The 13,700-nt window shown below is 36.5% G+C and carries 10 protein-coding genes; 6 read left to right on the plus strand and 4 right to left on the minus strand.

Going from position 1 to position 13,700, the window contains the following annotated elements:
- Positions 1-13 precede the first annotated feature (13 nt).
- From ACL9RH_RS13815 to fmt, 5 genes are all read left to right on the plus strand, one after another.
- Entirely contained in the window at positions 14-1,129 is a 1,116-nt protein-coding gene (locus ACL9RH_RS13815) for an OmpA family protein (RefSeq protein WP_422693952.1), read from the plus strand.
- Positions 1,130-1,175: 46 nt separating this feature from the next.
- Entirely contained in the window at positions 1,176-2,702 is a 1,527-nt protein-coding gene (locus ACL9RH_RS13820) for an OmpA family protein (RefSeq protein WP_422693953.1), read from the plus strand.
- 208 nt (positions 2,703-2,910) lie between these two features.
- The gene (locus tag ACL9RH_RS13825; RefSeq protein ID WP_422693954.1) at positions 2,911-4,347 is read left to right on the plus strand and encodes an OmpA family protein; all 1,437 of its coding nucleotides are present in this window, start codon (positions 2,911-2,913) and stop codon (positions 4,345-4,347) included.
- 78 nt (positions 4,348-4,425) lie between these two features.
- A complete protein-coding gene (locus tag ACL9RH_RS13830) occupies positions 4,426-6,333 on the plus strand; it encodes a RecQ family ATP-dependent DNA helicase (RefSeq protein ID WP_422693955.1) in 1,908 nt (635 codons plus the stop codon).
- A gap of 106 nt (positions 6,334-6,439) precedes the next feature.
- Positions 6,440-7,390, plus strand: coding sequence for a methionyl-tRNA formyltransferase (gene fmt / locus ACL9RH_RS13835; protein ID WP_422693956.1), 951 nt, complete (start codon positions 6,440-6,442; stop codon positions 7,388-7,390).
- 83 nt (positions 7,391-7,473) lie between these two features.
- Here fmt and ACL9RH_RS13840 read toward each other — a convergent pair whose 3' ends face one another.
- The 3 genes from ACL9RH_RS13840 to ACL9RH_RS13850 all read right to left on the minus strand — a co-directional run bounded on the left by ACL9RH_RS13840 (position 7,474) and on the right by ACL9RH_RS13850 (position 10,347).
- Positions 7,474-8,055 (minus strand): Crp/Fnr family transcriptional regulator, encoded by a 582-nt coding sequence (locus tag ACL9RH_RS13840; RefSeq protein ID WP_422693957.1) that lies wholly within the window; start codon positions 8,053-8,055, stop codon positions 7,474-7,476.
- 98 nt (positions 8,056-8,153) lie between these two features.
- On the minus strand, positions 8,154-9,275 hold the full coding sequence (ribB, locus tag ACL9RH_RS13845) for a 3,4-dihydroxy-2-butanone-4-phosphate synthase (protein WP_422693958.1): 1,122 nt from the start codon (positions 9,273-9,275) through the stop codon (positions 8,154-8,156).
- A 67-nt stretch (positions 9,276-9,342) separates the two neighbouring features.
- On the minus strand, positions 9,343-10,347 hold the full coding sequence (locus tag ACL9RH_RS13850) for an LLM class flavin-dependent oxidoreductase (protein ID WP_422693959.1): 1,005 nt from the start codon (positions 10,345-10,347) through the stop codon (positions 9,343-9,345).
- Positions 10,348-10,655: 308 nt separating this feature from the next.
- On the opposite strand from ACL9RH_RS13850, the gene ACL9RH_RS13855 reads away from it, so the two are divergent.
- The gene (locus ACL9RH_RS13855; protein WP_422693960.1) at positions 10,656-11,504 is read left to right on the plus strand and encodes a M12 family metallopeptidase; all 849 of its coding nucleotides are present in this window, start codon (positions 10,656-10,658) and stop codon (positions 11,502-11,504) included.
- 33 nt (positions 11,505-11,537) lie between these two features.
- On the opposite strand, the gene ACL9RH_RS13860 is transcribed toward ACL9RH_RS13855, so the two are convergent.
- Positions 11,538-13,664: a helix-turn-helix domain-containing protein gene (locus ACL9RH_RS13860; RefSeq protein WP_422693961.1), complete on the minus strand. Its 2,127-nt coding sequence runs from the start codon at positions 13,662-13,664 to the stop codon at positions 11,538-11,540.
- Positions 13,665-13,700 lie beyond the last annotated feature (36 nt).

A 13,700-nucleotide genomic window follows, 5' to 3' on the forward strand; every position in this document is an offset into this window, starting at 1 on the left:
TAAAACATATTGTATGAAATTAGGTTTATTATTATTGGCCTCTGCATTGCCAATTGCAGCTTTCGCTCAGAACAGCGGCACTACAGTAAACTCTTCTACTGAGTATCCTAATACATTTTCCTCAGGCTCAGCTAATGTAAAACCTTTCGACAACAAATCCAGACGCTTCAGAGACTGGTCTATTTCTGTCGGAGGAGGTTCAGCATTCATGGTACACTCAGATATTAAATCTATCCGCAAAGACAAAATCAATTGGGGATATAATGCTTATGTAAGTGTAGATAAACAAATCACACACGCATTTGGATTAAGCTTGATGTACATGAGAGGAGAGACGAAACAAACGGCACAACTTCCCGGTGCTGTTGGTCAATTAGCAGGCGTTGGTACAGCGACTACACAATTTGACAACATCTCTTTATTAGGAGATATTAATTTCTCAAACTTATTCAGAAGAGTTGATAACCATTCCCCTTACAGATGGGCTTTCCACGGGTATATGGGAATTGGAGTTCAGGGATTCAGAACGTCACTTCATGACAACAATGAATTCAGATGGAGTGATTCTCCAAGAAGGACTCCCCTATTCATCAAACAAGATATTGATATCAATTCCATCTTCTATCAAGGAGGTATAGGAGTAAAGTATAATGTTTCCAAACTTATTGATATCGAAGCAAGAACCATGTATATCATCAGTGGTGATGACGAGTTTGATGGTGGTGGCTGGGCAGGTCCTAACGACTATGACCCTTCTACACCGGGTGAGAAATATAATATGCTTAACGCTAGAAGATCAGATAATGCCTGGACAGTAAGTTTAGGGGTATCTTTCAAACTAGGAAAGCAAGAATCTCACCTAGCATGGCATGACCCTCTACAAGAAGCTTATTACAGAACGAACGTCTTAGAAAATGCATCCACAGACTTTGTAGTTTGTGAAAAAGGAGATGCTGATAATGATGGTGTATGTGATGATTGGGACAGACAGCTTGATACTCCTGCAGGTGCAAGAGTAGATGGTGCCGGAGTGGCTTTAGATATGGATCTTGACGGTGTTATTGATCTATATGACAAATGTGTAACGGTTCCGGGACCTGTTGAAAACAACGGATGTCCAATCAAATAATCTATATAACCAGCTTTTTCAAAAAAAATCAAATAATAAATACACGATGAAATTAAGTTTAGCAATTGTTGCTTTAGCTTTGGCTGTCCCTGCCGTAAGCTATGCACAAGACTCTACAGCAGTTTCAAATGGAAAGTATCCCAATACTTTTTCTTCAGGATCTGCTAATGTTTCCCCATTCACCAACCAATCAAAAAGATTTAATGACTGGTCTATTTCTGCAGGGGTTGGAGTTCCACTTCTTCAGTCTGCCGATTTAACCTCCATTAAAAACGGTAACGGTAAAAACCTTTTTGGGTATTCCGCATATGTAAGTATTGATAAAGCAATTACCCATGCTTTCGGTATCAATTTACAATATGACAGAGGTGAAACCAGACAAGGATGGTTCAATACCAAAGATTCTGCACCGGATGCTTCTGCAGTAGCGGGTAGAACTCAGTATGATGCGATCTCAATATTAGGAGATGTGAATTTCTCTAACTTATTAAGAAGAGTTGACAATCATTCTCCATACAGATGGGCACTTCACGGATACGCTGGTATTGGTACAATTGCCTACAGAGCATATCAGAAAGACTATAAAGGACAAAACCTGATGACCGAAGTGAAACCTTTCGAATTAGGTTCTATGTTCATGCAGGCTGGTGCAGGTTTGAAGTTTAAAGTAAACAGAAGAATCGATATTGAAGGTAGATTAATGTACGTTGTTACCGGAGATGATGAATTTGACGGAGGCGGCGATGCATACAGTGCCATCAACAAACGTTCTGAGCAGGTTTCTGACAACTTCTTCAACGCAACTTTAGGGGTTTCTTTAAAGCTTGGAAAACATGAATCTCACTTAATGTGGCATGACCCGCTTCAGGAAATCTATTACAAACTGGATGTTTTGGCTAATAGAAAACAAGATATCGAAGTTTGTAAAAAAGGAGATGGAGACAACGATGGTGTTTGCGACGATTGGGACAGACAGCTTGATACTCCAGCAGGAGCGAGAGTGGACGGTGCCGGAGTTGCTCTTGACACGGACTTAGACGGTGTAATTGACCTTTACGATAAGTGTGTAACCGTTCCTGGTCCTGTTGAAAACAACGGATGTCCTATTCCAAAAAAAGATAACAACCAGACTGCTATAGAAGTAGAGAAAACCTTAAAAGATATCTACTTCAATTTCAACAAGGCCACCATTAGACCAGAATCTAATGAAAAATTAGACCTTGCGGCTTCAATTATTAAAGAAAATGGAGGTAATTACTTGTTAACAGGTCATACCGATATCAAAGGTAATGCAGCTTACAACCTAAGACTGTCTAAAGAAAGAGCCGCTGCTGTAGTGGGAGCTTTAGAAAGCAGAGGAATCAATGAAAATGTTCTGAAATCAAGAGGAGTAGGTTCTGCAGAAGCAAGAATTCCTGCTTCAGCTTCAGATGCTGAAAGATTGGCAGACAGAAAAGTTACAGTAAGATTTATAGAAACTTCAGAATGGGATGCAATCAAAAAGAAAGATTATGAAGATGCTCCTGTAAAGAAACCGGTAAAAAAAGTATCGGCAAAGAAAAGTAAAAAATAATCTCTTATTATACCTAAAAACCGGAAAGAATTTTCTTTTCGGTTTATTTTTTTTCTACTACGAATTTTTTTACATACCTTTATATCATTTTCAGGACCAGACTTATGAATTTGTTAAAAATCAATGAGTTTGTTTTGGAAAAATTTAAAAAAAATCACTTTCAACGTAAAAAATCATTTCAAATAACTTAACTTAAAAAAATAACACTATGAAATTAAGTTTAGCAATTGTTGCATTAGCTTTGGCTGTTCCTACTGCCATTTATGCACAAGACTCGACGGCAGTTTCAAATGGAAAGTACCCAAATACTTTTTCTTCTGGGTCTGCCAATGTTTCCCCATTCACCAACCAATCGAAAAGATTTAATGACTGGTCTATTTCTGCAGGGGTTGGAGTTCCACTTCTTCAGTCTGCCGATTTAACCTCTATTAAAAACGGTAATGGTAAAAACCTTTTCGGATATTCAGCATATGTAAGTATTGATAAAGCAATTACCCATGCTTTTGGTATCAATTTACAATATGACAGAGGTGAAACAAGACAAGGATGGTTCAATACCAAAGATTCTGCACCGGATGCTTTCGCAGTAGCGGGTAGAACTCAGTATGACGCGATCTCATTATTAGGAGATGTGAATTTCTCTAACTTATTAAGAAGAGTTGATAATCATTCTCCATACAGATGGGCACTTCACGGATACGCTGGTATTGGGACAATTGCCTACAGAGCATATCAGAAAGATTACAAAGGACAAACCCTAATGACTGAAGTGAAACCTTTCCAACTAGGTTCTATGTTCATGCAGGCTGGTGCAGGTTTGAAGTTTAAAGTAAACAGAAGAATTGATATTGAAGGTAGATTAATGTACGTCGTTACCGGAGATGATGAATTTGATGGAGGTGGTGATGCATACAGTGCTATCAACAAACGTTCTGAGCAGGTTTCTGATAACTTCTTCAACGCAACTTTAGGGGTTTCTTTAAAGCTTGGAAAACATGAATCTCACTTAATGTGGCATGACCCACTTCAGGAAATCTATTACAAACTGGATGTTTTGGCTAACAAAAACCAAGATATTGAAGTTTGTAAAAAAGGAGATGCTGATAACGATGGTGTTTGCGACGATTGGGACAGACAGCTTGATACTCCAGCAGGAGCGAGAGTGGATGGTGCCGGAGTTGCTCTTGACACGGACTTAGATGGTGTAATTGACCTTTACGATAAGTGTGTAACGGTTCCAGGACCTGTTGAAAACAACGGATGTCCAATAGCCACTACAGGACCGGTAGTAGAAACAGAAACAAAATTAGACGGAATTGAGTTCGATTTAAATTCAGACAGAATTTTACCTTCAAACACTCCAATTCTAAACAATGCTGTTAACTACATCAATTCCTCAAACGGATCATACAACGTAATCGGAGCTACCGATACAAGAGGTACTGATGCTTACAACCAGAAGCTTTCTGAAAGAAGAGCAAACAACGTTAAGAACTATCTGATCAAAAACGGTGTTCAATCTGGAAAAATTCAGGCAATTGGTAAAGGTGAGAAAGACCTTAAATATCCTGAATGTGAACCTGCAACTAAATGCCCTGAATGGAAAAACAGAGCAAACAGAAGAGTTTACTTCGAAGCTAAATAATAAACATATTAATTTATTATATAAAAGTCACGCATTGCGTGGCTTTTTTTGTTACCTTACTTTCCTTATTTTTACATCATGATTTCTCCACAGGATTTTCAAAAGCTAAAATATGATACTCTTAAGTATTTCTGGGGCTATACCGACTTCAGAGATGCTCAGGAAGAGATTATCAATGCTGTCATCAACGAAAAAGATACACTGGTTCTGTTACCCACAGGAGCTGGAAAGTCTTTATGTTATCAGCTGCCCGCTTTATTGAAAGAAGGAACCTGTCTTGTAGTTTCTCCCCTATTGGCTTTGATGAAAGATCAGGTCAATCAGCTTAAATTTCGTGGTATAGAAGCCGAATATCTTTCTTCCGAGCTGGATGAGTATGATGCTGAAGCAATCTATGACCGATGCAAAGAAGGACTTACAAAGCTTCTTTATATTTCTCCAGAAAGATTAACCAATACGCAGTTTCTTCAAAATATAGAAGAAATTCAGCTTTCATTCATTGCTGTGGATGAAGCACACTGTATTTCAGAATGGGGACAGGATTTTCGGCCTAGCTATCAGAATATAAAAGGATTCAGAAGCAATAACCCTGAAATCCCATGCTTGGCATTAACTGCGACTGCAACACCAAAAGTTCTTGAAGAAATCAAAACAAAACTGGAACTTAAAAAGCCAGCGGTTTTTCAAAAAAGCTTCAAAAGAAATAATATCAGAATATTCACCGAAGAAGTTGCGGATAAATTTCAACGTGTTTTTGATATTTTAAAATACAATAATGACTCTGGAATTGTTTATGTAAGAACCAGAAAAGAAGCTGAATTACTTACTGAATTTTTGAAAAAGAATCAACTGAAAAATGTAGATTACTTCCACGCAGGTCTTACCACAAAAGAAAAAAATACTAAACAAAACCTTTGGAATAATAGTGACAATCATGTTCTGATCTCAACGAATGCTTTCGGAATGGGTATTGACAAAGATAATGTAAGATTTGTTATTCACTATTCTCCCGCGGCCTCACTGGAAAATTACTATCAGGAAATCGGAAGATCCGGAAGAGATGGTAAAGAAAGTTTTGCTTTTATGCTTTGGAATCAGCAGGAGCTTTTAAATTTTGATCAAATCTTAAAGAACCAGATCCCCAATAAAGCAGAATTTTTAAAAATCATCAGCTACCTCTACTCTATTTTTCAGGTTGCCGAATTTGAACTTCCGGAAAAAACATTCCAACTGAATACAGCCGGAATACAGAATTTCACCAAACTATCGAAGGCAAAGATCAACAATGTTCTCAATTTTCTGCACAATCAGGAAATCATCTATTACAATGACAACAAAAGTCTGTCCTCTCTGGAACTTTTCATTAAACCTGATGAAATAGATCAGCTTCCTCAGAAAGATGCTCATTTTGTAGAGCTTCTTTTCCGTACTGTATCAGGAATTACCACTCACAAGGTCATGTTCAGTGAGCAGCAGGTAAGCAATAAGATCAATGTAGGAGTTCCTTTGATTAAAGAACGTTTGAAAGAACTTCAACAAAAAAATTATCTGGAATATCTTGATGGTGCTCTGGCAAGTATCAAGTTTCTAAAACCTCGTGACGAAAGAGCGATAAGCAATGCCTATTGGAAGCTTTTCGAACACATCCAAAAAAATAAAATTCAGAAGTGGGAAGAAATGAAGTTTTATGTAGAAAATAATAACTACTGCAAAATGAAACTTATTCTGGCCTACTTTGGAGAAAAAAATTCAAAAAATTGTGGTCATTGTTCTGTGTGTGAAAAGAATAAGCAGTCTATTTTTGGTAAAAACGTATCTCAGCAGATCATCAATTTGCTGGCAAAAAAACCATCTACCATTGAGGAACTTTCCATACAGCTCAGCTATCATTCCAAAGAAAATATTTTGGAAAATCTGATCTTTCTGCTCGATTCAGGAAAGGTAAGAATGCTGAACTTCAGAACATACATGTTGAATAATGAATAATCCCATCTGAGATTAAAAAAACGATCAAACTCTTCAACTCTAATACTCAAAAAACTCCTTCACACCAACCCTCTCCTACCTCAAATCAAAAACTTATCTTTGCAGTATGAAATCATTGAAAGTCGTTTTTTTAGGAACTCCTGAGTTTGCAAAAACTTCTTTGGAGGCTATCCACCAATCTCATCATCAGGTAGTAGGTGTAGTAACGGTAGCAGACAAAGCAAGCGGACGTGGGCAAAAAATCCACCAGTCACCGGTAAAAGTATATGCTTCTGAAAATAATATTCCTGTTTTTCAACCGGAAAAATTAAGAAACCCAGAATTTTTAGAAGAGCTAAGACAGCTTGATGCTGATGTTTTTGTAGTTGTAGCATTCAGAATGATGCCTAAAATTCTTTTTGAAATGCCTAAAATGGGAACATTTAACCTTCACGCTTCTTTACTTCCTGATTATCGTGGAGCGGCACCTATCAATTATGCTGTTATTAATGGTGAGGAAAAAACCGGGGCTACTACTTTCTTTATCAACGAAAAAATAGATGAAGGGAACATTCTTCTTCAGGAAGAACTGGCTGTTTTACCAGACGAAAATGCAGGGAGTCTTCATGACAGATTGATGGAAATGGGCTCTAAGCTTGTCGTAAAAACGTTAGATGGCCTTGCTGAAAACTCCATTGAAGAAAGACCTCAACCTTCCGTAGAACATCCTAAAAATGCCTATAAAATTTTTAAGGAAGATACTAAAATCAATTGGAATGCTCCTTCAAAAACAGTACATCAGTTTATTTTGGGAATGTCTCCTTATCCTGCAGCTTTCACCACTTTAATGATTGAAAATGAAGAAAAAGGGTTGAAAATATTTGCAGGAAAGTTTGAACTTGCTGATCATGGACAAAATGCAGGAACATTATCTATCTCCAAAAATGAATTTAAAATCTACACTGAAGATGGTATTTATTATCCACAGGAACTTCAGTTGGAAGGTAAAAAAAGAATGATGGTAAAAGATTTCTTAAATGGTTTTCACAGCTATGAAGGAATCTCATTAAAAAGTTAAATATAGATTGATATATTAATCAAAAAGCCACATAAGTTCTACTACTTGTGTGGTTTTTTATTTATGATTTCTTTCCGTTTACATCAGCTTTTATTGACTATTTTTCTGCGGATTCGGCTTATAAATTCCGGCGTTACTCCCAAATAAGAGGCAATCTGAATATTGGTAAGACGATGTGCTGTTTGGGGATAATCCTTTAGAAAATCAAGATAGCGTTCATCGGAGGGTTTGCTTAAATTATCAATGATCCTGCGCTGCAATGCAATGATTGATTTCTGGAATTTGAGTCTCATCAATCGGTCAATTTCCGGCATTTCCCTAAAAAACATTTCTTTATCTTTTTTTGCAATCAAAAGAATTTCACTGTCTTCAAGCGCCTGAATATTGAGTTTTGACGGTATATTATTGATAAAACTATCAATATCAGAAATCCACCAGTTTTCAACACCAAAATACAGAATCTGCTCAACACCATTATGATGGGTATGAAAAACTTTAAAACATCCGCCCACCACAAATCCTTCAAACTCACAAAGATTCCCTTCTCTTAAGAGAAATTCTTTTTTCTTTATTTTATGAAGGTGAAAAGCATTACAATATCTTTCCAGTCTTTCGTCTGAAATTTCAATATAATCTCTGATATGCTTTTTTAAAGATTCAGTCATGATTTTAAAACAATAAAAGGCTTAGAAAAACCTAAACCTTTTATTTTAATATTATATATCATCATTTATAGCGAAAATTCACTTATGATGATCTTTTATTATAATTGTACCAACTCTGTAACCTCAACATCATATCCTCCAACCTGAGGTTTGATATTAGGGTTTTGAGTGATTACTTTAAACTTATTGATTCCCAGATTTTTTAAGATCTGAGTTCCGATACCATAATCTCTATAGTTGTAAGCTAAAGTAGGGTGTTGCTCCTGCCCGTCCTGATAGTTCAGGAATTGCTGAAGTTTTCTTAATGTATTTTCAGAATTCGAAACGTTATTGATAAAAATAATTGCTCCTTTTCCTGCTTCATTTACCATACTGGTTACTTTCTCCAATAAAGGCTTTTCACCATTGTTAAGTCTGGTTAATACATCAAAATAAGAATCTGAAGACTGTACTCTTACCAAAACCGGCTCATCTACAGTCCATGCTCCTTTTGTTAAAGCAAAGTGAATCTGATCATTAGAAGTTTCTCTGAACGCGTAGAAATCAAACTCACCATAGTGCGTTTTTACTTTCTTCTCTTCCAATCTTTCAACCAGGTTTCCTTTTTTAAGCTGATAATGAATCAAATCTTCAATCGAAACGATTTTCATATCATGTTTCTGAGCAAAAGCATGAAGTTCAGGTAAACGTGACATTGTTCCGTCTTCGTTCATAATCTCACAGATTACACCTCCTTCTTTTAAGCCTGCCAGGTGAGTAAGATCAATAGCAGCTTCTGTATGTCCTGCTCTTTTCAATACGCCTCCTTTTCTAGCACGAAGCGGGAAAATGTGACCAGGTCTCATGAAATCTGTAGGCTTGGATTTTTCATCCATCAAAGCTAAAATTGTTTTTGCTCTGTCCCCTGCAGAAATACCGGTAGAAGTTCCGTTCCCTAAAAGGTCAACAGAAACGGTAAAAGCAGTTTCTTTAGGATCGCTGCTTCTGCTTACCATTACCTCAAGTCCAAGCTCATCACATCTTTTCTCTGGAAGCGGCATACAGATAAGCCCTCTTCCATGAAGAGCCATAAAGTTGATGATTTCGGGGGTCGTAAGCTCTGCAGCACAAAGAAAATCACCTTCATTTTCTCTGTCTTCATCATCTACTACTATGATTATTTTACCATTTCTAAGGTCTTCAATTGCCTCCGGAATAGTATTTAATTTAATATCAGACATCTTTACTTTTATTTTGTGCAAAGATACTCATAAAAATAAGCATCTGCCAATTAATATCAAGGGTTTATTACGCTTTGGATAATGTGTTTGAAGCCTCTCTGAAAATTTCGTAAGATCTCAGTCTTTTCTGATGATCATAAATATGTGAGTTGATCATAAGCTCATCTACATTAAACTTTTCCTGGAAATCTTTAAGTTTCTGCTGAATCTCCGCCTGATCTCCAATAAAAGTATATCTCAGCTTTTGTAAAACCATTGATTTTTCCATTGATGACCAGATTTCATCCATATCATCTACCGGCGGAGCAAAAGGTTTTCTGTCGTTTCTCACAATATTGATAAAAGCCTGAAATAAAGTCGTGGAAATTTTATGTGCTTCTTCCGAAGTTTCGGCAGCAACACCATTTACGCAGGCAATGATATAAGGTTTATCTGCATATTTTGAGGGTTCAAAATGTTCCCTGTATATTTTAAAAGCCATTTCCATCTGCTCAGGAGCAAAATGACCTGCAAAGGCATAAGGTAAACCAAGTTCGGCAGCTAACCACGCACTATCCGTACTGGACCCCAAGATATAAAGTGGAATATCCAACCCTTCTCCAGGAATTGCTCTTACCATAGCATCTGAATTTTCTTTTGAGAAATATCTCTGAAGTTCAAGAATCTGTCTTGGAAACTGTTCATTGATAATTGCAGGATTTCTTCCCAGTGCCTGAGCAGTTAAACCATCTGTACCAGGAGCTCTTCCCAGTCCCAAATCAATTCTTCCGGGAAATAGAGATTCTAACGTACCGAATTGTTCAGCAATAATCAGAGAACTGTGATTGGGAAGCATAATTCCTCCAGAGCCTACTCTGATCTTTTTTGTTCCATTGGCGATGAAACCAATTAATACTGAAGTGGCAGAACTGGCAATACTTTCCATATTATGGTGCTCTGCAAGCCAGAATCTTTTATAATTTAAGCTTTCCGCATGATTGGCTAAAGAAAGGCTATCTTGAAAAGTATCATGTATGGTTTTGCCCTGCTTTACGGGAGCAAGGTCTAAAACAGAAATTTCAAAATTTTTCATATTGGAATATTCTTTTTTTCTAAAGGAAATATAGGTTCTCCTTTATCGATTTCATAATTCTAAATCTGGGTTTAAAAAACCATACAAATGTAAAACATAAAATCTGCATTAGTTACTTTTTGTAATTAATAAAAACAATCGATCAGTTCTGGGAAAAACTATTGAAAATATCTTTAAATATAAATGGAAAAATATAAGGCTACATTCTAATAAAAACAAAAACAATTAGAAAATATTTAACCAAAAATAAATCAATAAAAAGAGAAATATTTGTTATATTAGTATGCCAAATCTTAAAAAAACTTAATATGAACAAACAATTAAACAGTCTGCTTCAGCGGCAGATAATGACTGGGAAAACAATCTTTATGAGTGTTCTTGTGACTACAATATTAGCGTCTTGCAGCAAAAACAATGAAGAAATGACCTCCGAAGCACAAGCCAACGCCTTCAATGCTGACAACTTAAAACAGGGAAAATTGAATGGACAGGACATTACTTACGAGAGAAAAAACGGAATGAACTTTTTTCAGGGAGACATTGTTCTTTCCGACCAACAGTTATCAGAAGGTGGTATGGCCAATAAAGGCGGCGCAAGCTTTTCAAGATGGCCGAGTGGCAGGATTTATTATACGGTTGCCGGCAATATGGGTTCTATTAATGCTAACAAAATTACGACTGCTGTTAACGAATATAATAGTAAAACCAACACCCAATGGATTCCCCGCACCAATCAGTCTAATTATGTAGAATTTATTTTCGGAAGTTCCACCGGATCCGATGGCTGGGCTCATATAGGATATCAGGGAGGAAAACAGACAATTTCTCTGGATCAGTATATTTCCGTAGGATCGGTTATTCATGAAATGGGACATACGGTAGGTCTTTATCATGAACATTGCCGTAAAGACAGAGATCAGTATCTGAGTATTCAATGGGCTAATATTCAGAATGGGCAGGCTTACAATTTCAATATTTACAGTTCAGGTACAGATATTGGACCATTCAATATTAATTCTGTGATGATGTATTGGCCCAATTCTTATTCTAAAAATGGACTGCCAACGATTAAAAGAGCCAACAATACCACTTTTACGTATAACAGAACTGGTTTTACAACAGGTGATATTAATACCATCAATACGATGTACCCTTAAACCTGGCCTCATCCTAAAAAAGAAAAGAATTCTCTACGAATTCTTTTCTTTTTTATAATTGAAATGATTGATCAGGATTCTGATCTCATTAAATTCAAAATGACTTGGCAGCGCATTCTTCCATTCTGTTAAGGTTTCGTGCGGATTTTTATAGAACTCTTCTTCAAAAGCTTTAATTTTATCTGAAGTAATCACTCTCGAAATATCCAACAATCCCTGTTCTGCAAATTTGGCAAGATGGCCGATAACAGTTTCTTTAACCAATCCTCTTTCCAAAGCAATTTCTCCGATGGTTTTGCCTTGTTCAAAGAGTTGGAAGGTTAACACCTGTGACGGTACTTTAGCAATGTTAAGAGTGATTTCCTTATCATTTTTTTCATCTAAAAGTTTAGTTTCAAGAAGGTGTACCTCTTTTAAACTGTTCAGATATTCTTCAATATCTTCCAGCCAGCTTTTAAATTCTTCGTTATATTGCTTTAACCCTTTTGCTCCTTTAATTTCGGCGTAAAATTCTTTGAGAGGATCAAATATTTTATTTCTGGTTTCTGTAAAAAAGAAATTTACGGCTCCTTTTGATTTACTTTCTATTTCGGACCATTCTTCTTTTTTAACGATAAAATTATTAACCTTCTGGAAAATGATACGTTCCAGTTTTTCAAATATTTTTCCAAGATTTACAGCTTCATGTTTCAGTTGAAGATATAACTGTTTCGTTTTAACATGATCAATATTTTTGGTAACAATTGAAAGATTATTCCAATCTTCAACTTCTTTTAAAAACCACATACAATCTACTGTACGAAGTACTTTTCGGATGCTGTAATCATATTTTTCCTGATTCAGAATAGTTTCTACATGGTCATTGGCTACGGTGTCCGTGTGAAAATGCAGAATTCTTTCGTCTTTAAAAATAACTTCCGGGGTGATTTTCGATTTTAACACAATTCCTTCCAGTGTTCTGCAACGGGAAAGTGCTACATATACCTGACCGGCTGTAAAACTTTTCCCGGCATCAATAATCACTTTATCAAAAGTAAGTCCCTGACTTTTATGAATGGTAACCGCCCATGCCAGCTTTATCGGAAACTGTTCAAAACTTCCCAACACTTCTTCTTTGATGTTTTTATCTGTATCGAGGAAGTATTTTTTCTGCTCCCAGGTTTCTCTTTTTACGACAATTTCTCTTTCGCTTTCATCAAGAACTACACGAATTTCGTTTTCGTCCAGACCAATAATTTCACCCAGCTTTCCGTTGAAATATTTTTTTTCTCCGGAAATATCATTTCTGATGAACATAATCTGTGCCCCAATTTTCAGGTCTAAAAACTGTTCGTTAGGGAATTGGTTTTCTTTAAAATCACCAACAAGCTTTGCTTCATAAGTTTGAGCATCCACCTTAATCTCGGCCAATTTCTCCTGATTGATCTCATCGGCCATTTTATTGTGAGAGCACAAATAGACATAAGATTCTTTGCCCATATCAAAATCTGGGTCATATCTTTCATTAAGATGATCAAAATCTATATTGGCCACATCTCCGTCACGAATGGCATTCAGAATTTCAAGGAATTCCTCATCGGACTGACGATATACTTTGGTAAGCTCGATGGTAACAATTGGAATATCTTTAATCGCATGGCTGTCGAAAAAGAATGGAGAATTGTAATACATTTTCAGGATATGCTCATCTCTCACCACTGGCGGCAGCTGAAACAAATCTCCTATAAACAGCATCTGTACACCACCAAATCTCTGATTGTTTCTTCTGATAAATCGTAAAGAAAAATCCATCATATCCAAAACATCGGCTCTCAACATGGAAACCTCATCAATGATGATGATTTCAACTTCTCTTAAAAGCTTCAGTTTATCTTTTCTATATTTAAAATGAGGCATCAGATCGGCAATATTATTGGCCAAACTGGTATCTATCCTTTCTGTAGTAGGAAGAAAGGTTCTCAACGGCAATCCGAACATGGAGTGAATGGTAACTCCTCCTGCATTAATGGCTGCGATCCCTGTAGGAGCGACCACAATGTGTTTCTTTTTTGTTCGTCTTACAAAATCATTAAGAAATGTGGTTTTCCCTGTACCAGCTTTCCCGGTCAGAAAAACGCTTCTGTTGGTGTACTCTAATAAGTCAAAAAAATGATTGTTCATCGTCGTCAAAAATACGGAAATCAATTGAATTTCTTA

Source organism: Chryseobacterium sp. Mn2064, from assembly GCF_049319685.1.
Lineage (GTDB): Bacteria > Bacteroidota > Bacteroidia > Flavobacteriales > Weeksellaceae > Chryseobacterium.

Bases quoted from the DNA above. Each gene is read 5' to 3' on its own strand.
- ACL9RH_RS13815 (WP_422693952.1), top strand. From the start codon at position 14: ATGAAATTAGGTTTATTATTATTGGCCTCTGCATTGCCAATTGCAGCT.
- ACL9RH_RS13820 (WP_422693953.1), top strand. From the start codon at position 1,176: ATGAAATTAAGTTTAGCAATTGTTGCTTTAGCTTTGGCTGTCCCTGCC.
- ACL9RH_RS13825 (WP_422693954.1), top strand. From the start codon at position 2,911: ATGAAATTAAGTTTAGCAATTGTTGCATTAGCTTTGGCTGTTCCTACT.
- ACL9RH_RS13830 (WP_422693955.1), top strand. From the start codon at position 4,426: ATGATTTCTCCACAGGATTTTCAAAAGCTAAAATATGATACTCTTAAG.
- fmt (WP_422693956.1), top strand. From the start codon at position 6,440: ATGAAATCATTGAAAGTCGTTTTTTTAGGAACTCCTGAGTTTGCAAAA.
- ACL9RH_RS13840 (WP_422693957.1), bottom strand. From the start codon at position 8,055: ATGACTGAATCTTTAAAAAAGCATATCAGAGATTATATTGAAATTTCA.
- ribB (WP_422693958.1), bottom strand. From the start codon at position 9,275: ATGTCTGATATTAAATTAAATACTATTCCGGAGGCAATTGAAGACCTT.
- ACL9RH_RS13850 (WP_422693959.1), bottom strand. From the start codon at position 10,347: ATGAAAAATTTTGAAATTTCTGTTTTAGACCTTGCTCCCGTAAAGCAG.
- ACL9RH_RS13855 (WP_422693960.1), top strand. From the start codon at position 10,656: ATGAACAAACAATTAAACAGTCTGCTTCAGCGGCAGATAATGACTGGG.
- ACL9RH_RS13860 (WP_422693961.1), bottom strand. From the start codon at position 13,664: ATGAACAATCATTTTTTTGACTTATTAGAGTACACCAACAGAAGCGTT.